Source organism: Arthrobacter sp. NPDC080073 (genome assembly GCF_040686575.1).
Lineage (GTDB): Bacteria > Actinomycetota > Actinomycetes > Actinomycetales > Micrococcaceae > Arthrobacter.
This window is the reverse complement of sequence record NZ_JBFBKR010000032.1, coordinates 21024-38577: the sequence shown is the minus strand read 5'-3', so window position 1 is coordinate 38577 and position 17554 is coordinate 21024. Positions and strand designations below refer to the sequence as shown.

Genomic DNA, 17554 nt, shown 5'->3' with positions numbered 1-17554 from the left:
GCATGTATCTCTCCTCAAGGTTCTGAATCGGAACTCAATGTGTGAGACATCACGCTACGGACCCCGCATTACCCGGACATGGGCAAACTGCACGAAGCTGCATGCACCCGGAAGGCGAACTGCCTAAGGACCATCGAACTCTGACTATCGCCCCAGTTCAGAGCCACAATTCTTGGATGCGCTGCGAGCCTAAATGAAATCAGCCAGAATCTCTTGACCTGATCGGAAGCGCATTTCGGCAGGCCTCCGCTGGCCTGTCCACGTCGGGCGTAAACTCTGTTCCGCCGGCGCCCGGACGCCGACCACGAAAATAGGAGACTGATATGGCGGGCAACTTCATCGCGAGTTCATCCATCATGATCCAGGCAAGCGCTGATCGCGTGTGGTCAGTGCTTACGGATCCCCAAGCCATCAAGGAGTTCATGTTCGGGACAGAGGTTGTCACCGACTGGACGGTCGGCGGACCCATCGTCTGGCGCGGTATCTGGAAGGGCAAGGAGTACGAAGACAAGGGCACCATCCTGGAATTCGAGCCCGGGAAGCGGCTGGTGAACACCCATTTCAGTCCGCTGTCCGGACAAGACGACACCCCGGAGAACTACCACACCCTGACGTGGACGCTCGAGCCTGCAAGCGGGATGACCAAGCTGACCTTGGCCCAGGATAACAACGCCAGTCCGGATGAAGCCGCGCATTCGAAGGGCATGTGGGACAGCCTCGTGGAGAGTGTCAAAAACATCGCCGAGCGCAGTTAGCAGAGTCGCTTAAGGCTCGAAATGCAGGACCGGCGTCTCGTTCGTCAAGGACCGGAGAAGGGATTCCGCAACATCCCTCAGTTTCTGGTTCCTGCCGTTTGAGGCCTTGCTCAGAATCCTGAAAGCCTCTTCCTGGCTGCACCTGTTCTGGCCCATGATGACGCCAGTCGCCAGATCGATGGCGGTCCGGGAACGCATGGCCTGCTCGAGGTCTTCCGCACGTTGTTGCGTGGCACCGATCCGGACAGCCAGCCTCAAGGCCTTTTCTGCCTGGTTTGCGAACTGCTCGCAGCTGTGTACTGAGGCTTCGTCGAAGGCATCGCGCTGCGGCGCGAAAAGGTTGATAGCCGCCGTCGCGCCTTCTTCCAGGCCCAGGGGGACGCAGAGCACGGCCAAGTGCCCGCGTTCAGCGATCGTGGCGCAGTATTCGGGCCACCGCGAGTCCGCGGATGTGTCAGAAACGAGTACAGACTTCCCGGTTCTCATCGCTTCCAGGCACGGTCCGTCTCCGTATGCTTGCTGCACTTCGTCAATGAGGCGGGCTTCACGGCTGCTTCCAGCCACCGTCATCGATCGGCGGCGCCTGCTCAACGTAACGCCACACAGGACGTCTTGACCGCGCGCAGCGAATACCGACGCCGTGAATACCGCAAGGTCTTCGAGAAAGCCGCTAACGTCTTCGCTGTCGAGGACCAGATCCTGGAGACGGCCCACGACCGATGCGTTCAGGCCTATTTCGTCCATGGCTCAGTCTACGGGCACCAGGGCGGCAATGGAGGAAAAGAGCCCGCCAAAACAAGGTCCGCCGCTTGGACAAATGCCCCGCCGGTCTTGCGCACCGTGGACGAGCAGTGCACAATTCTTCTACAGTCCGTGCAGAAGTCCGGACAGGGCCGATGTCTTCGGCCTGTTTTCGCTCAAGCAGCCGGGCGCCATGTCACTCAGCGTGAAGGTGCTGCCCGATGAGCAAATTCCTGTTAGCGGCGCGGGGCTAGGCGATGTCCACCCTCTCCGAATCCGCGATTCCTCACGAACCACATCAGCCCGGCGCTGCTCCGCTTTGGTGTGCCGCTTGCGGAACAGACAAGCACCTGGCCATCGAATCCATCCAGGCCGGGACTCCAAGGTCTTCCCAACAGATTGCCGTCTTCTACACGTGCACTTCCTGCGGGTTGTCCTACAGCCACGCAGCCACCGTCCAGCAGGCCGGGGCCATCCTGAATCGTCGGGGGATTCAGGATGGCCTCCTGGAATTCGGAAAACACTATTTCCACTGCGGCGCACCCCTCCGTGAAGTGAAAACCGCGCTCCGACGCTTCGAATCACCGCAGACGGGCCGGCCCCGATCGCGCAGCTCTCCCCACGAAACCCTTCTCCACACCAAGATCTTGAGATGCGGTTGCGGGTTCGAGTTGGAAATACCTGCTTAGCCACGACGTGCGGCATTACCCGAAGGAAGCACCATGAAGCTTGAAAGTACACACCCTCGCCGCCCCGAGGAGGACTCGCGGCAAAAGCCCGATGAGCCGGGCCAACAGAGGAACAAGCGTTGGCAGGACGCCGATTCCTCTACCCGGTCGCGTTTGCCCGACCCTCCTGACCCGGACAACCTCCCCATCGACTACCCCGGTCCGCGCGAAATCGAGTGGCCGTAGGGCACTTTCCGGTCCGGCGATAGATTCTGGCCCTCAGGGCACCCCAGAGCACCCAAAAGCAGGCCCCAAAACCACCTCTCACCAAACAAAACCAACCCAAAATCTTTGTTTATGTTGTTTTCTGTTGACAGACCAACATGAACAAAGATAGAGTCAAGCAATTCCACATTATGTGATCGCTGTCACTGATGTACCAGATCGCTTGTACGCAATGGAGGGTATGTGTTTGCCGAGGAGCGCCAACAGCTGATCTCCGAGCTCGTGGCCGAGCGTGGGCGGGTCAGCGTCACGGACCTTGCGGATCGATTCAGCATCACTACGGAGACGGTCCGCCGTGACCTGGCTGCACTGGAATCCGCCGGCAATCTTCGCCGCGTGCACGGCGGGGCAGTCCCGTCGGACCGCCTCAGCACCCGCGAGGAAAGCGTGGTTGAACGGGCCATCCAGCGCCAGCCGGAAAAGCTCCGCATCGCCGAGGCCGCCCTTGCGCTCATCCCCGAGAACGCGGCCGGGAGCATCCTGATCGATGCCGGCTCCACCACCGAGGCCCTCGCCCGCTTGCTGGACCAGCGCACGGCACAGCACACGGCGTCCTCCAACGGGAACACCCCGCGTGAAGAACTCGTGGTCATCACCCATGCCATCCCCATCGCCGGACGACTCTCCGGAAACCCGCACATCGCCCTCCAGATCCTGGGCGGCCGCGTCCGCGGGCTCACCCAGGCCGCCGTCGGGCAGTCCACGGTCGAGGCCGCTTCCCGGCTGCGCCCGGACATCGCCTTCGTCGGCGCCAACGGCATCCACGCCACGTTCGGGCTCAGCACCCCTGACCCCGAAGAAGCCGCCGTCAAGGCCGCCTTCGTCACGTCCGCACGGCGCGTCGTCGTCCTCGCGGATTCCTCCAAGCTGGACGCGGAAACCCTGGTCCAGTTCGCTGCCCTGAAAGATGTGGACACCGTGATTACTGACCACGAACCCTCCGAGGAGCTCTCCGCCGCTTTGGCCGAGGCCGGCGTCGACGTGGTGATCGCATGATCGTCACCCTGACCGCCAACCCGAGCCTGGACCGCACCGTGGAGCTTCCAGCCCCCTTGGCCCGCGGCGAGGTTCAACGTGCCGTCGCCGTCCACCAGCACTCCGGTGGCAAGGGCGTCAATGTCTCCCGGGCGCTGGTCGCCTCGGGCCTGGACACCGTTGCCGTCCTGCCTGGCGGGGATTCCGATCCCGTCCTCGCTGGACTGCTCGACGACGGTGTCCCCTACGCGGCGCTTCCCATCAGTTCGCCGCTGCGCAGCAACGTGACGCTCACCGAACCGGACGGCGTCACCACCAAGATCAACGAACCCGGCCCGGAGTTGAGCCTGGACGAGCAGGAAGCCCTGATCGGGCTGCTGCTGGACCGCTCCCGTGGCGCGAGCTGGGTGGTACTCGCCGGATCGCTCCCACCAGGAGTTCCGGCGGATTTTTACGCCACGGTCGCCCGCCGGCTCCGTTCCACGCACAACGATCCCGCAAATGGCGGACCGCCGCTTATCGCGATCGATTCCTCCGGGGCGCCGCTGGTTGCCGCCATCAGTGGCGATTCACTCGGCAACATCAGCGGCAAGCCCGATCTCTTGAAGCCCAACGCGGAAGAACTGGCCGAACTGGCCGCCGCAGCGGGCCTCACCGACGTCCACACGGCTGACGAACTGGAAGCGGACCCGGGCCTTGCCGCCAGGGCTGCCGCCGCCGTCGTCGGTAGCGGTGTGGGTGCAGTACTCGCAACACTCGGTTCCAAGGGCGCCGTCCTGGTAACCGCCGACGGCGCGTGGTTCGCCACGCATCCGCCGATCCAAGCCGTCAGCACAGTTGGTGCCGGCGATTCATCCCTTGCTGGCTACCTGCTGGCCGCCACCAACGGCGGAACCTCGCAGGACTGCCTCCGTCAGGCTGTGGCACATGGTGCCGCCGCTGCTTCGCTGCCGGGCTCCACTGTCCCGGCGGTCCACCAAACAACTCCCGACGCCGTATCCATCACGGCCCTTCAGAAGGACTAACAGTGACCCAGCTCATCACCCCCCAACTGGTCTCCCTTGACCAGAACCTCGGCGATTCTCCCGCCGATGTCATCCGCTTCCTGGCAGGCAAAGTTGCTGCAGCCGGGCGCGCCTCCGAGGTTGAGGGGCTCTTCGCGGACGCCTTCGCCCGCGAGCAGAAGACTGCCACGGGCGTACCCGGCGGCATCGCCATCCCGCACTGCCGCTCAGTCGCCGTGACCGAACCCGCCTTGGCGATGGCCCGGCTCTCCCAGAAAGTGGACTTCGGTGCCAAGGACGGCCCCGCGGACATCATCTTCTTCATCGCCGCACCGGAAGGAGCGGACCAGGAGCACCTGAAGCTGCTCTCCAAGCTGGCCCGCTCCCTCATCAAGAAGGACTTCACGGCGGCCCTCCGCGCGGCTGCCACCGGGCAGGACATCGTCGACCTGGTTGAAGGCGCGTTGGCGGACAAGCCGGCTGCGCATGCGGCAGAGTCGGCAGCACCCGCCGCCGAGGCTGCCCCGGCCCGTGCCGCTTCTGCGACTGGACCCAAGCGCATCGTCGCCGTCACGGCTTGCCCCACCGGCATCGCCCACACCTACATGGCAGCCGATTCCCTCGTGGCTGCGGCCAAGGAAATGGGCGTCGACCTTCAGGTTGAAACCCAGGGCTCGGGCGGATTCACCGCGTTGGACCCGTCCGTCATTGCCGCCGCGGACGCCGTGATCTTCGCAGTAGACGTCGATGTCCGCGGCAAGGAGCGCTTCGCCGGCAAGCCGGTCATCAACGCGCCCGTAAAGCGCGGCATTGACGAGCCAGCCAAGATGGTTCAGGAAGCCATCGCCGCCTCCTCCGACCCCCACGCACACCGCGTTCCGCACTTCGGTGCCGAAGAGAACGCCGAACACGCATCCGAAGCCGCCAGCGAGCACTTCGGCACCAAGGTCAAGAAGGTCCTGCTGACCGGTGTCAGCTACATGATCCCGTTCGTCGCCGGTGGTGGCCTGCTGATCGCCTTGGGCTTCCTGTTGGGCGGCTATGAGATCGCCGGTGCGGCCGACAAGATTCTTGGCGCCAACACCCTTGGCAGCCTGCCCACCGAGTTCCCCGCGCACGCTTGGGGCCCACTGGGCGCTTACCTAGGCGCCGTGCTGTTCAAGATCGGCGCTTTGTCGCTTGGCTTCCTCGTCCCTGCCTTGGCGGGCTACATCGCTTACGGCATCGCGGACCGGCCCGGCATCGCTCCTGGTTTCGTCTCCGGCGCTGTTGCAGGCTACATGGGCGCCGGCTTCCTGGGCGGCCTCGTCGGCGGCCTGCTCGCTGGTGTCACTGCACATTGGATCGGCACCTTCAGGGTTCCCCGCTGGCTGCGCGGCCTCATGCCCGTGGTCATCATCCCGCTTGCGGCCTCGATCGTTGCATCCGGGCTGATGTTCCTGGTTCTCGGCGGCCCCATCGCTGCCATCACCAAGGGCCTCAACACTTGGCTCTCTGGCATGACGGGCGTTTCTGCCATCGTTCTCGGCATCATCCTGGGCCTCATGATGTGCTTCGACCTCGGCGGTCCCGTCAACAAGGTTGCCTACTCCTTTGCCGTGGCCGGCCTTGGGGCCGGAAGCGTGGCCAACCAGGCTCCTTGGCAGATCATGGCTGCCGTTATGGCGGCCGGCATGGTGCCGCCGCTGGCCATGGCACTGGCAACCGTGCTCAACAAGAAGGGCTTCAGCCTGGCCGAGCGTGAAAACGGCAAGGCCGCCTGGCTGCTGGGCGCCTCCTTCATCTCCGAAGGCGCTATCCCGTTCGCAGCTGCCGACCCACTCCGCGTGATCCCGGCCAGCATGGTGGGCGGCGCAGTGACGGGTGCCTTGAGCATGGCGTTCGGGGTCACCTCCCAGGCTCCGCACGGCGGAATCTTCGTCTTCTTCGCTATGAACAATTTCCTGTTGTTCTTCGGCTCGATCGCAGTCGGCGCCGTCATCACGGCTTTCCTCCTGCTCGCGCTCAAGCGCTGGGCAGTCCGGAAGCCGGTTGAGGCAGAGCAGACTCCGGTCGCCGTCGCAGCCTGACCCCACCGTCAGCAAGCAAATAGAGGACCAATCCATGCAGACCTTTTCAGGTGTAGGCGTTGCCCCCGGGCGTGTTCTGGGGCCGGTGCGGCAGATGCCGAAGCCGGTCCAAGAGCCCCACGTGAACGTCAACATTCCTGCGGACGTTACCGTCGAATCGCAGGGCCAGCGCATCAAGGATGCCGCCAAGGCCGTGCAGGCGGAACTCCGTGCCCGAGCCGCTACAGCGTCCGGCGAAGGCAAAGAGGTGCTGGAAGCAACTGCCCTGATGGCCGCCGATCCCATGCTGGTGAAATCGGCCATCAGGCTCCTCTCCCCCGAGGCCCCAGGCGGCGCACGTACCGCCGAACGGGCCATCTGGGAGGCAGCCGCCACGGTTGCCGACTCGTTGAAGGCCCTCGGCGGCTACATGGCAGAGCGCGTGGCCGACGTCCTGGACGTCCGTGCCCGCATCGTCTCTGAACTGCGCGGGCTGCCCGCGCCGGGGATCCCGGCGTCGGACGTTCCGTTCATCCTGGCCGCCGAGGACCTCGCCCCGGCAGACACCGCCACCCTGGACCCCGCCAAGGTGATCGCGTTGATCACCTCAAGCGGCGGCCCGCAGTCCCATACCGCGATCCTGGCCCGCGCCCTCGGCCTGCCGGCGATCGTCGCTGCCCCGGGGGTCGAGGAGATCAGGGACGGCACCGAGGTCTACCTCGACGGTGCTGCCGGGACCATCACAGTTGACCCCGGCGAGGAACTCCGGCTTGCAGCCAAGGCCTGGGCCAACCAGTCGTCTGCGATTGCCGCCTTCAGCGGGAACAACGCCATGGCCGACGGGTTCCGGGTTCCGCTGCTCGCCAACGTCGGTACGGGCGCCGACGCGGTCAAAGCCGCCGACGCCGGTGCCGAGGGCGTCGGTCTGCTGCGCACCGAATTCTGTTTCCTGGATCGCGACGACGAACCAACCGTCGAGGAGCAGGTCACCGCCTACGGCGCCGTCTTCGCCGCGTTCCCGGGCAAGAAGGTAGTGGTCCGAACCCTCGACGCCGGCGCGGACAAGCCCCTGCCTTTCCTCACCAACGCGGACGAACCCAACCCCGCACTGGGCGTCCGCGGGTACCGCACCGACCTCACCTCGCCCGGCGTCCTCGAACGCCAGCTGACGGCGATCGCCGCGGCAGAGGCGGCCAACCAGGCGGAAGTGTGGGTCATGGCCCCCATGATCTCCACGGCCGAGGAAGCCGCGCATTTCGCAGCCCTCTGCTCGGCCGCCGGATTGAAGACCCCCGGCGTCATGGTTGAGGTCCCGTCTGCCGCCCTGACCGCCGCCTCCGTGCTGCGCGAAGTCAGCTTCGCGTCGCTCGGAACCAACGACCTCACCCAGTACGCGATGGCCGCGGACCGGCAGCTCGGCCCGCTTGCCACGCTCAATGATCCCTGGCAGCCCGCCGTGCTGCAGCTCGTGAAGCTGACCGCCGACGGCGCTGCTGCCGCCAGCGCGGGCGGCAGCGCCCGGCCCGTGGGAGTATGCGGTGAGGCAGCCGCGGACCCCGCCCTCGCCGTCGTACTTGTTGGATTGGGCGTCGCGACGCTTTCCATGAGTGCACGCGCCCTGGCCGCCGTTTCGGCTGTCCTGGCAACTGTTACCGTGGCACAAGCCCAAAAGCTCGCGACGGCGGCACTGGCCGCCCCGAGTGCATCCGCCGCGCGCCAAACCGTTCGCGCCCAGCTGCCTATCCTGGACGAGCTGGGTCTCTAGACTTTCCCCAAGCCCACAATCGAAGGAGCAACAATGTCCGAACGTACCGCCACCATCGCCAGCCGCGTCGGCCTGCACGCCCGCCCGGCAGCCATCTTCGCCGAGGCCGCCGGCGAGCTGGACATCGAAGTCACCATCGCCCGCGAAGGCGAACCCGCCGACGACGCCATGGACGCCGCCAGCATCCTGTCCCTCATGAGCCTCGGAGCTTCATTCGGCGACGTCGTCGTACTGCGCGCCGAGGGTGCCGGGGCCGACGAAGCCCTGGACCGCCTCGTGAAGATCCTCGAAACGGACCACGACGCCGAATAACCCCACTGAGCATGCTCTCCCTTGACACTCAGGGATGGACATATTCCTAATATGTCCATCCCTCGCAGTCAACGGGGAGCATGCTCCTTGTTAAATCAGGGCAATGACCCCAGGTAGGCCGCAATATCCGACTCGGTAGCCTTCAGCTGTTCGAAATCACCCACAAGGAAACCCTCCACGACGCGCGGATCGACGTAGGCTGCCCTCGCCACCGTAGGCGTGTTGCCGAGCAGTTTGGCAGTTTCCTTGATCGCCTCGAGCACTCGCTGGCGGGCCGGCACATTAGATCTGCCTGCGAGCGCCATGCCGGCCGCCGCGGTCCCTTTCCAGGTGCGGAAGTCCTTGGCCGTGTAGTCGCCGCCCGTGATGTGGCGAAGGTAATCGTTGACCATCGTGGCATTCAGTGAGACCACGCCCTCACCGTCCTGGAAGGCCAGCAGTACTTCCTTGCCGGGCCTGCCTGCCAACGGTCCGAGGAACCGGGCCAGCACAGGGTCCTCGATGGTGGAATCCCACGTTTGCCCGCTTTTCCCCGGGAAGTGCAGGGAAACCGTATCCCCGTTGACCTTTACGTGTTTGCACCTCAGCGTGGTCAGCCCGTACGAGCCGTTGCGGCGCGTGTAGCCGTCGGAGCCAACCCGCAAGGCGCCGAGATCCATGAGCCGCACGGCCGCGGCCAAGGTTTTGGTCTTCTCCGACGCCGACTCCCGCAGATGGCGCGAGACCAGACGGCGCGCCTGCGGCAGGAGGGCTCCGAGGCGCGCAGCCCGGGCGAACTTTTCTGCGTCTTGGCGAGCCCGCCAGTCCGGGTGGTAGATGTATTGGCTCCGACCGGCGTCGTCCACTCCCATTGCCTGGATATGCCCGTTCGCGAACGGGCATATCCAGACGTCGGTCCACGCAGGAGGAATCGCCAGCGCTTCAATGCGTTTGCGCTCCCCACCGGTGATTAGCGATCCGTCCGGACGGTGGTAACTGAATCCGCGGCCGGACCTTCGCCGGGAAATGCCCGGAGCGCCGGGTTTGCTGCGGCGGAGCCGTGCCATGCCTTGGCGCCGCTTGCCTGTCTTCCCGGGTTCCTAGGCTTCCTGCGGGTCTGCCACTGAGGCACTGGCTGTCATGATCTCGGCACTGATCATCCAGGCGAGCTGTTCCAAACGGGCGATGAACGCGTGGAGGAGGTCCGCCGTCGTGGGGTCTTCTTCATCTACTTCGTCGTGGACGTCGCGCATGGTCTGGACAGTCCGCTCCAGGCGGTCGGTGATCAGCTTCACGGCGTTCGTGGTTTTGGTCAGTCCCGCGGGGAATTGCTCCAGCCTGGTTGAGCCCGCGATGGTGCTGCTCCGGCCATCGGGGAGGGCGTGGAGCGCCCGCATCCTTTCGGCTGTTTCGTCGGCGAACTCCCGGGCGGCTGCGACGACTTCGTCAAGCTGCAGATGCAGATCCCGGAAATTGGGGCCAACGATGTTCCAATGGGCCTGTTTTCCCTGGAGCTGGAGTTCAATCAGATCCGTCAGGACCAGTTGGAGATTATCTGCCAGGGTTTGCGATGCTTTCACGTTTTCTCCTCCTAAACGACCATCCGATGCGTGCGCTGTAAACCGGCGCACGACCTTCCGTTTACCCTACGACGATATCCAAAAACTTTTATAAGTGTACTTAGTACTTGATTTGATAAGCGTACTTAGTAGTACGATGGAGGAAGTCGGTGGCGGTTCGTGAGGGATGGAAATTCCGTAGACGGACGCATCCGCTGCAGCAAGACCTCGCATGGGGTCCGGGGGCCCGGCGGGGAACCACAGTTCGCATGCGAACTGACAATCGAATACATCGCAAGGGGCCACGGCGCTTGCTGGCGGTCCCGCTGAAGTAAGGAATGTGTCATTGTGAACACTCTTCTGATCATTGCAGGCGTTGTGGCAATCGTTCTTCTGCTCGTCGGCGGTTTCTCGCAGGCCGTGAGCTGGCTCCTCTGGGTCGGCGTGGTCCTCCTGATCGTCGCGGCCATCGGCTGGCTTCTCACCTTCATGTCCGGCCGTCGGTCACACGGAGTTTGACCGACAACAGCATTTAGGACGCGTGGCCCATCGGCCGGGCGCAGGCTGCCCGGCGGATTGAAGTAAATCCATTACCAGCAAGGAGTACGTCCATGGGTGCAGATGACAAGATCCAGAACGCCGGAGAAAAGCTCGCAGGCAAATCCAAGGAAGCGGCTGGAAAGGTGACGGGTAACGAGAGGCTCGAAGCCGAAGGCAAGATGGATCAAACCAAGAGCGACCTGAAAACGGCCGGCGAAAAGGTCAAGGACGCTTTCAAGAAGGACTAAATCCGCTCGAAGTGCGGCTTCCGCCTCGCGCGGGAGCCGCACTTCCCGCTTCAAGGAGTTAAGTCGATGCCGACTATCTCTGACCCGATCGTTCCCGACGGCGCACCTCGCCCAAGAGCGGAACGAATCTGGTGCGCCACTTGCCGCACTGCCGAGCATGTGATCCTGGATTCCATCGAGCCGCTCAAACCACCGGTGGCAGAGCTCGTGGATGTCGCTTACACGTGCGTTGAATGCGACACGTTCTATGCCCACGCTGCGACCTTCCAGGACGTCGCGGCCATCCTGAACCAGCGAGGCTCGGTATCAGGCGTGCTGCAATTCGGTGGCGAATACATCCATTGCGGCGAACCTATGAAGATTTCGGGAACAGGATTCCACAGCGTGTATGCGCCAATGTCCACTGAGGACCCCGCCGTCGACCTTCTCGACGTGTACCTGGCGACAAAGGTGTTGCAGTGCCGTTGCGGGTTCCGGATGGAGCTTCCGTCTTAGCCGGCATCTTGACCGCAGGAGGAACACATGCCAAACAAGAAGAATCCCAGCCTCAAGGACCCGGAACTCTACGAAACCCTCAGGGAGGATGGAGCCTCGAAGGAAAAGGCCGCCAGAATCTCGAATGCCGCTGCCAAGGAAGGCCGCAAGGAAATCGGCCATCGCGGCGGCACCTCGGGCGACTATGAGGACTGGACTGTGCCCCGGCTGAAGTCCCGGGCCAAGGAACTGGGGCTCACGGGGTACTCAGGCAAGAAGAAATCCGAACTGATCTCGGCGCTGCGAAACCACTAGGGCATCCAAGGGGACATGCCCTCCGCTCGGGCCCAGGAACGGACATATCCGCATTATGCCCATCCCTCGCTTCACACGAGGGACATGTGCCTCGCTCCCGCCCCGGCCCGGAGGGACATGTGCCTCGCTCCCGCCCCGGCCACAAGGGACATGCCCTCCCCGCGAACCCGGGAACGGACATATCCGCATTATGCCCATCCCTCGCTTCACACGAGGGACATGTGCCGTACTCCCGCCCCGGCCACGAGGGACATGTCCAGTTTTCGCGAAGCGCACGACGGCGGCGCGTCAGGCTTTCTTGACCCTCGCCCTGGGCTTGCTGGCCGCTTTGGCGGTGGCGCCGTCGTCGGACCCTTCAGCGGCCGACCCAGCGGATGCTTTGCCGCGTTTCTTGTCGAGACTCCGTTTGAGGGCTTCCATGAGGTCGATGACCTCGCCGCCTTCCCCTTCGCTGGCTGCGACACCGAACGTTTCCTCGGTGTCGATGGAGTCGCCCTTTTCGAGTTTGGCCGCGATGAGTTGGCGCAATTGAACCTGGTAGTTGTCGGTGTATTGCTCGGGCTCGAAATCGCGCGCCATGGAGTCCACCAAGGCCGAGGACATCTCGAGCTCCTTGTCCGAGATCTTGACGTCGGTCTCCAGCGACGGGAAGTTGGCCTCGCGGACCTCGTCGTCCCAGAGCAGGGACTGCAGCATCAGGACGTCGCCACGTACCCGCAAGGCCCCGAGCCGGGTCTTCTGCCGGAGGGCGTACTGCACAATGGCCACGCGCTCGGTATCCTGCAGGGTCCGCAAAAGCAGCATGTAAGCCTTGGGGGACTTGGAATCCGGCTCCAGGTAGTAGGGCCGTTCGTACATGATGGGATCCAACTGCTCGGCCGGAACGAACTCCACCACTTCGATTTCGCGGCTGCTCTCCGCAGGCAGCGACTTCAAATCGGCCGCGGACAGCACCACGGTACGGCCTTCCTCTTCATAGGCCTTATCGATATCCTCATAATCCACAACAGAGCCGCAGATTTCGCACTTCCGCTGGTAACGGATGCGGCCTCCGTCCTTGTTGTGGACCTGGTGGAGACTGACATCGTGGTCCTCGGTGGCGCTGTAGAGCTTGACGGGTACGTTGACCAGCCCGAACGCGATAGAACCCTTCCAAATGGCCCTCATGCACTAAGTGAACATCACAACAAGGCGGAGGTGAAGAGGTGGCAACCAGCCAAAAGGAGCGCGTCAACGTTGAAGGCCATGAACTGACGCTCACCAACCTGGGCAAAATCATCTACCCGGAGACTGGCACCACCAAGGCCGAAGTGCTCGAATACTATGCCGCCGTGGCCCCGTTCCTGATCCCGGCCGCCGCCAACCGGCCCGCCACCCGGAAACGCTGGGTGCACGGAGTAGGGACCACCCAGGATCCCGGGCAGATGTTCTTCCAGAAGAACCTGGACGACTCGACGCCGTCATGGGTTCCCCGGGTCACCATCCAACACAGGGAGCACAGCAACGTTTACCCGCTCGTAAACAACCTCGCCACGCTCACCTGGCTGGCCCAGATTGCAGCCTTGGAAATCCATGTGCCGCAATGGCAAGTGGACGCCGACGGAACCATGTTGCCGCCCGACCGCCTTGTCCTGGACCTCGATCCGGGTCCCGGGACGGGTCTTCCCGAATGCGTTGAAGTCGCCAAGTTGGCGCGCAGCATCCTGGAGGACATCGGCCTTGATCCGGTCCCCGTGACGAGCGGGAGCAAGGGCATCCACCTCTACGCCGGCCTGGATGGCACCCGCAAGTGGGAGCAGGTCTCCGCGTTCGCGCACGAATTGGCGCGCTCGCTCGAGGCTGACCATCGGGACCTCGTGGTCAGCGACATGAAGAAGACCCGGCGCGACGGCAAGGTGCTGGTGGATTGGAGCCAGAACAGCGGGAACAAGACCACCATCGTCCCGTACTCCCTCCGCGGGCGGGCCCACCCCATGGTCGCCGCACCGAGGACGTGGCGTGAACTCTCCTCCCCCAAGCTTGAGCATCTGGACTTCACGGCCGTCATGAAGCGCGTCAAAGAGGGAAAGGACCCCTTCGCCGCGGTGGCGGCCGGGCGGTCCGGACATGCTCCAGGGCACGGGGGCAGCGGCTCCAGGAGCTCCGGCCGCTCCAGAACCAAGAACGACGACGGCGGGCCGCCCGGCGCGGACCGCGCCAGCACCGCCGTCGCGCGCACCGCCGTCGCGCGCACCGCCGTCGCGCGCACCGCCGTCGCGCGCACCGCCGCCGCAGGCACCGCCGCCGCAGGCACCGCCGCCGTGAACCCGCGGCTCGCCAGCTACGTGGACAAGCGCGACCCGCAGCGCACGCCCGAACCGTTTCCTGCTGTCGAACACCAATCCGGTTTGCGCCCGCTCCAGGCCGACGCGGAACCCAATCCGCCCGGCGGAATCTTCGTCATCCAGGAGCACCATGCCCGCCGGTACCACTTGGACTTCCGGTTGGAGCACAACGGCGTCCTGGCGTCCTGGGCGTTGCCGCGGGGCGTGCCGGACACTCCGGCCAAGAACCATCTCGCGGTGCGCACGGAGGACCACCCGATGGAGTATGCGCAGTTCGCGGGGATCATTCCAAAGGGCGAATACGGTGCCGGAACGGTCAGCATCTGGGATAGCGGCGAGTTCGAGTGCGAAAAGTGGCGCGACGGCAAGGAAGTGATCGCCACCCTCACCGGCAAACCCGGCGGTGGATTGCACGGTACCCGCCGCTTCGCCCTCATCCACACGGGAGAGTCGCCGTCGCAGTGGCTGATCCACCTGATGAAGGACAAACCGGGCCATCGGGCGGTGCTGTTGCCTGACGCCGCGCCACAATCGAACGGGGCGCCCAGTTACGCGCCCATGCTCGCAACATCCGGAACCACGGCCGATGTCTCCTCCGGCGACTGGTTGTTTGAGCTCAAGTGGGACGGTTTCCGGGCCATCGTTTCGGGTTCGGGCGGCAAGATCAGGTTGACCAGCCGCTCGGGGATCGACATGACACCCACGTATCCGGAACTGGCGGATCCGCGCTACTGGCCTGACCACGATTTCGTGGCAGACGGCGAAATCGTCGCACTCAGCAAGAACGGCCGGCCCAGCTTCGAACTGCTCCAGAAGCGGATGAACCTCTTCAAACCCGGGGACGTCGAACGCGCCCGGGCCGCGGTCCCGGTGCAACTCATGGTGTTCGATCTCCTGTACGACGCCGGATCAAGCGGCAGCGCCGACCTCACTTCCCTGCCGCTTAGCGAACGCCGGAACAGGCTGGCGGCGTTCCATGCCAAGCTGCCCGCCGAGGGCTCCCCTATCCACATATCCGAGATCCTGGAACACGACCTGGACGACATCTTGGCCAGCGCCGGCGAGCTTGGCTTGGAGGGCGTCATGGCGAAGCGCGCGGATAGCCGGTATCAGCCGGGGCGGCGCAGCAGGTCCTGGATCAAGCTGAAGTTGGAACGCACGCAGGAAGTGGTGGTGGGTGGCTGGCGGCCTGGCGCCGGGGCGAGGCTCGGGACCATTGGTGCGTTGCTGGTGGGGATTCCCGACGGCGACAAGCTCCGATACGCCGGCCGCGTCGGCACCGGCTTCAAGGACTGGCAGCTGCGCGACATCCTGAAGCGCATGCAGGGGCTCGATCGCCCGGATTCCCCCTTCCTCGACATCCCGGCCGAGGACGCCGCCACGGCGCACTGGGTGTCCCCCGAGCTCGTGGGAGAGGTGACGTTCGGCGACTGGACCGGCACCGAAAAGATGCGCCATCCCGTCTGGCGCGGATGGCGCCCGGACAAGTCCCCTGCCGACGTCGAGCGCGCGCCCTGATGCCCAAGCAGGCCTCGCGCACGCCCACGCACGTAGCTCAGCCCAACTGACTGGCAGCAGATGTCGTTATGAGGGCTCATAACGACATTAAGTGCGAGTCAGTTGGGCTGAGGAGGGCGAATATTCTTAGGAGGAGTGCGGCATCTGGGGACGGCTAGTGCGGTGGATCGCGGTCACCGCCGCCTGCTGGCCTACGCGGCCGTGGCTGGCGCCGCGATCCTTGGGGTGCCTGGTCTTGCCGCTACCGTCCGGCCAGGCCGGTCCTTGGGTCGAGCCCAGTGCCATCGCCACGGTTGCCGGGGCCGGCATGGGCGCCTTATCCATCGACTCGACCAGGTGGCTGGCCACCTCGGGATTGATTTTTTGCTCAACGTGCTTCGCAGCCATTGTTCTTCCTTTCTGCATTGAAACGAAGGGATTTTCCATAGTAGGTGGGAGCCGTCCGCTTGTCTGCAGGATCTACCAGCGGACCTTCTTCTCGGACTTGGCCAGCTTGCCACTCGCCTGAGTGGGCTTGTGTCCTTTTCCGGTGCTCTGCCAGCTGCTCGCTGCCCCGCCACGGGACTTGCTCGCGAGCATTTCCTTCTGCGCGTCAGTCAGTTTCGATCTGACACCGGCAGCCGGGGCTTCGGTTTCCTGCGCTACTGGTTCCTGCCCAGCGTCGGTTTCGGGTGTGTTCGGTGTCATGCAGTGGACTCCTTAAAGCTCTTGTTTGCCGGAGGAGGTATCGGGACGCGACGTCCGCTGCGAGACCCTGGGCCTAATAACGGGAACGGCGCGGAGGCGAAGCCTCAACAGGCATGGATTTTTGTCGGATTAAACTCAGCGGCTTAACGTCTTCAGTGGCGTGGCCATTGCCTGCGACGAACCAAGACCCGCTGGTCTATTCAAAAATCAGTGTTCCCATGCACCCACCCTAGACACTCCCGGCCGTATTTGTGAACCCCGGCTTTTGTCGACGCCGTTTCCCTCGTGGCCTCCGCGTCCGACCTCGGCTAGCATGGCCCGGAGAGCACCCCTCGGTACCCCGAAAGGCTCTCCATGTCAGCACCCACGTTCCAGCCTTCCCATTCCGCCATCACAGCACGCCTCCGTTCGGCCGGTTGCGTCTTCGCCGAAGACGAGGCCACGCTCCTTATTGCCGCGGCGCACGCTCCCGGTGACCTTGACCGCCTGGTCGAACAGCGCGCCTCAGGTTTGCCCCTTGAATACCTCCTGGGCTGGGCTGAGTTCTGCGGCCAGCACGTCGCAGTGGATCCGGGTGTCTTCGTCCCCCGGCGCCGCACGGAATACCTCGTCCAGCAGGCCGCCCGCCTTGCCCGGCGGGGCGCCGTCGTCGTCGATCTTTGCTGTGGTTCAGGTGCCGTGGGTGCCGCCTTGCTTGCAGCGGTGGACGGGATTGAGCTTCACGCGGCCGACGTCGACCCCGCTGCGGTCCGCTGCGCGCGCCGCAACATCGGGCCGGCTGGCGGACAAGTGCATGAAGGAGATCTCTTTGCGGCCCTGCCGGACACTCTTCGCGGCCGGGTTGACGTCCTGGTGGCCAACGCCCCATACGTCCCTACGGACTCGATCGGGATGATGCCGCCGGAGGCCAGGCTGCATGAACCGCGGGTGGCGCTCGACGGCGGCACCGACGGTTTGGACGTACAGCGCAGGATCGCGGAGGAGGCTCCGTCATGGCTGGCTCCCGGAGGCCGGCTACTGATCGAAACGAGCCTCCGGCAGGCCCGGACGACGGCGGCCCTGTTCGGGCAAGCTGGCCTGTCCGCGCGGGTGGTGCACTCTGAAGAATTCGACGCCACGGTGGTGCTCGGAAAACTACAGGAAACCCACCGAAAATGATCAGCAAACTGTGCGTTTCAGGGTCCTGAACCAAACAATTTGGTAACGGAGTCCCTGGGCACGCCAAAGTCCGCGTGATTCCGGGGCTATAGGCGGCACTTGGATGTCAGACATTTGTGCCAAAAACGGGCCGGAATAGCCCCGAAAGTCGGACTCCGGCTCTCAGCTTCGGCGAATTTCGCGTAAAATCGAAACCCTG

The 17554-nt window shown here is 64.2% G+C and carries 19 protein-coding genes; 13 read left to right on the top strand and 6 right to left on the bottom strand.

From position 1 onward, the window contains the following. Positions 1-323 precede the first annotated feature (323 nt). Complete coding sequence (locus AB0O52_RS22290) at positions 324-755, top strand: SRPBCC domain-containing protein (protein WP_364542528.1); 432 nt, start codon at positions 324-326, stop codon at positions 753-755. A gap of 9 nt (positions 756-764) precedes the next feature. Here AB0O52_RS22290 and AB0O52_RS22285 read toward each other — a convergent pair whose 3' ends face one another. Then, on the bottom strand, positions 765-1499 hold the full coding sequence (locus AB0O52_RS22285) for a GAF and ANTAR domain-containing protein (RefSeq protein ID WP_364542526.1): 735 nt from the start codon (positions 1497-1499) through the stop codon (positions 765-767). Positions 1500-2218: 719 nt separating this feature from the next. On the opposite strand from AB0O52_RS22285, the gene AB0O52_RS22280 reads away from it, so the two are divergent. The 6 genes from AB0O52_RS22280 to AB0O52_RS22255 all read left to right on the top strand — a co-directional run bounded on the left by AB0O52_RS22280 (position 2219) and on the right by AB0O52_RS22255 (position 8553). Next, the gene (locus tag AB0O52_RS22280; protein ID WP_364542524.1) at positions 2219-2410 is read left to right on the top strand and encodes a hypothetical protein; all 192 of its coding nucleotides are present in this window, start codon (positions 2219-2221) and stop codon (positions 2408-2410) included. Between the two features lie 222 nt (positions 2411-2632). Next, positions 2633-3445 carry a DeoR/GlpR family DNA-binding transcription regulator gene (locus tag AB0O52_RS22275; RefSeq protein WP_364542521.1) on the top strand — a complete coding sequence of 271 codons (813 nt, stop codon included), beginning with the start codon at positions 2633-2635 and terminating at the stop codon, positions 3443-3445. Beyond that, positions 3442-4449 carry a hexose kinase gene (locus AB0O52_RS22270; RefSeq protein ID WP_364542518.1) on the top strand — a complete coding sequence of 336 codons (1008 nt, stop codon included), beginning with the start codon at positions 3442-3444 and terminating at the stop codon, positions 4447-4449. Before AB0O52_RS22275 ends, AB0O52_RS22270 begins: the two co-directional genes overlap by 4 nt. A 2-nt stretch (positions 4450-4451) precedes the next feature. Further along, entirely contained in the window at positions 4452-6497 is a 2046-nt protein-coding gene (locus AB0O52_RS22265) for a fructose-specific PTS transporter subunit EIIC (protein WP_364542515.1), read from the top strand. A gap of 34 nt (positions 6498-6531) precedes the next feature. Next, entirely contained in the window at positions 6532-8241 is a 1710-nt protein-coding gene (gene ptsP, locus AB0O52_RS22260) for a phosphoenolpyruvate--protein phosphotransferase (protein ID WP_364542512.1), read from the top strand. A 33-nt stretch (positions 8242-8274) separates the two neighbouring features. Continuing rightward, entirely contained in the window at positions 8275-8553 is a 279-nt protein-coding gene (locus AB0O52_RS22255; protein WP_059388405.1) for an HPr family phosphocarrier protein, read from the top strand. A gap of 95 nt (positions 8554-8648) precedes the next feature. Here the strand turns inward: AB0O52_RS22255 and AB0O52_RS22250 are convergent, their stop codons facing one another. Both AB0O52_RS22250 and AB0O52_RS22245 read right to left on the bottom strand, forming a co-directional pair. Further along, the gene (locus AB0O52_RS22250; RefSeq protein WP_364542509.1) at positions 8649-9599 is read right to left on the bottom strand and encodes a DNA topoisomerase IB; all 951 of its coding nucleotides are present in this window, start codon (positions 9597-9599) and stop codon (positions 8649-8651) included. A gap of 33 nt (positions 9600-9632) precedes the next feature. Continuing rightward, positions 9633-10112, bottom strand: a complete 480-nt coding sequence (locus AB0O52_RS22245) for a DNA starvation/stationary phase protection protein (protein ID WP_364542506.1) — start codon at positions 10110-10112, stop codon at positions 9633-9635. Positions 10113-10439: 327 nt separating this feature from the next. On the opposite strand from AB0O52_RS22245, the gene AB0O52_RS22240 reads away from it, so the two are divergent. The 4 genes from AB0O52_RS22240 (at position 10440) to AB0O52_RS22225 (ending at position 11668) form a co-directional block, all read left to right on the top strand. After that, positions 10440-10610 (top strand): hypothetical protein, encoded by a 171-nt coding sequence (locus tag AB0O52_RS22240; RefSeq protein ID WP_364542503.1) that lies wholly within the window; start codon positions 10440-10442, stop codon positions 10608-10610. A 92-nt stretch (positions 10611-10702) separates the two neighbouring features. Next, complete coding sequence (locus tag AB0O52_RS22235) at positions 10703-10879, top strand: CsbD family protein (protein WP_364542500.1); 177 nt, start codon at positions 10703-10705, stop codon at positions 10877-10879. A 66-nt stretch (positions 10880-10945) separates the two neighbouring features. After that, positions 10946-11374 (top strand): hypothetical protein, encoded by a 429-nt coding sequence (locus AB0O52_RS22230; RefSeq protein ID WP_364542498.1) that lies wholly within the window; start codon positions 10946-10948, stop codon positions 11372-11374. A 27-nt stretch (positions 11375-11401) separates the two neighbouring features. Beyond that, entirely contained in the window at positions 11402-11668 is a 267-nt protein-coding gene (locus tag AB0O52_RS22225; protein ID WP_364542495.1) for a Rho termination factor N-terminal domain-containing protein, read from the top strand. Between the two features lie 288 nt (positions 11669-11956). On the opposite strand, the gene AB0O52_RS22220 is transcribed toward AB0O52_RS22225, so the two are convergent. Next, entirely contained in the window at positions 11957-12835 is an 879-nt protein-coding gene (locus AB0O52_RS22220; protein WP_364542492.1) for a Ku protein, read from the bottom strand. A 38-nt stretch (positions 12836-12873) separates the two neighbouring features. Between AB0O52_RS22220 and AB0O52_RS22215 the strand changes: the two genes are divergently transcribed. Beyond that, complete coding sequence (locus AB0O52_RS22215) at positions 12874-15510, top strand: ATP-dependent DNA ligase (protein ID WP_364542489.1); 2637 nt, start codon at positions 12874-12876, stop codon at positions 15508-15510. Positions 15511-15636: 126 nt separating this feature from the next. Here the strand turns inward: AB0O52_RS22215 and AB0O52_RS22210 are convergent, their stop codons facing one another. Together AB0O52_RS22210 and AB0O52_RS22205 are read right to left on the bottom strand one after the other, a co-directional pair. Further along, entirely contained in the window at positions 15637-15897 is a 261-nt protein-coding gene (locus AB0O52_RS22210; RefSeq protein WP_364542486.1) for a hypothetical protein, read from the bottom strand. 72 nt (positions 15898-15969) lie between these two features. Next, positions 15970-16197: a hypothetical protein gene (locus tag AB0O52_RS22205; protein WP_364542484.1), complete on the bottom strand. Its 228-nt coding sequence runs from the start codon at positions 16195-16197 to the stop codon at positions 15970-15972. A 354-nt stretch (positions 16198-16551) separates the two neighbouring features. Here AB0O52_RS22205 and AB0O52_RS22200 point away from each other — a divergent pair, with 354 nt between their 5' ends. After that, positions 16552-17355: a putative protein N(5)-glutamine methyltransferase gene (locus AB0O52_RS22200; RefSeq protein ID WP_364542481.1), complete on the top strand. Its 804-nt coding sequence runs from the start codon at positions 16552-16554 to the stop codon at positions 17353-17355. Positions 17356-17554: the final 199 nt, after the last annotated feature.

Coding starts and splice junctions, on each gene's coding strand:
- AB0O52_RS22290 (WP_364542528.1), top strand. CDS start 324: ATGGCGGGCAACTTCATCGCGAGTTCATCCATCATGATCCAGGCAAGC.
- AB0O52_RS22285 (WP_364542526.1), bottom strand. CDS start 1,499: ATGGACGAAATAGGCCTGAACGCATCGGTCGTGGGCCGTCTCCAGGAT.
- AB0O52_RS22280 (WP_364542524.1), top strand. CDS start 2,219: ATGAAGCTTGAAAGTACACACCCTCGCCGCCCCGAGGAGGACTCGCGG.
- AB0O52_RS22270 (WP_364542518.1), top strand. CDS start 3,442: ATGATCGTCACCCTGACCGCCAACCCGAGCCTGGACCGCACCGTGGAG.
- ptsP (WP_364542512.1), top strand. CDS start 6,532: ATGCAGACCTTTTCAGGTGTAGGCGTTGCCCCCGGGCGTGTTCTGGGG.
- AB0O52_RS22255 (WP_059388405.1), top strand. CDS start 8,275: ATGTCCGAACGTACCGCCACCATCGCCAGCCGCGTCGGCCTGCACGCC.
- AB0O52_RS22250 (WP_364542509.1), bottom strand. CDS start 9,599: ATGGCACGGCTCCGCCGCAGCAAACCCGGCGCTCCGGGCATTTCCCGG.
- AB0O52_RS22235 (WP_364542500.1), top strand. CDS start 10,703: ATGGGTGCAGATGACAAGATCCAGAACGCCGGAGAAAAGCTCGCAGGC.
- AB0O52_RS22230 (WP_364542498.1), top strand. CDS start 10,946: ATGCCGACTATCTCTGACCCGATCGTTCCCGACGGCGCACCTCGCCCA.
- AB0O52_RS22225 (WP_364542495.1), top strand. CDS start 11,402: ATGCCAAACAAGAAGAATCCCAGCCTCAAGGACCCGGAACTCTACGAA.
- AB0O52_RS22220 (WP_364542492.1), bottom strand. CDS start 12,835: ATGAGGGCCATTTGGAAGGGTTCTATCGCGTTCGGGCTGGTCAACGTA.
- AB0O52_RS22210 (WP_364542486.1), bottom strand. CDS start 15,897: ATGGCTGCGAAGCACGTTGAGCAAAAAATCAATCCCGAGGTGGCCAGC.
- AB0O52_RS22205 (WP_364542484.1), bottom strand. CDS start 16,197: ATGACACCGAACACACCCGAAACCGACGCTGGGCAGGAACCAGTAGCG.
- AB0O52_RS22200 (WP_364542481.1), top strand. CDS start 16,552: ATGTCAGCACCCACGTTCCAGCCTTCCCATTCCGCCATCACAGCACGC.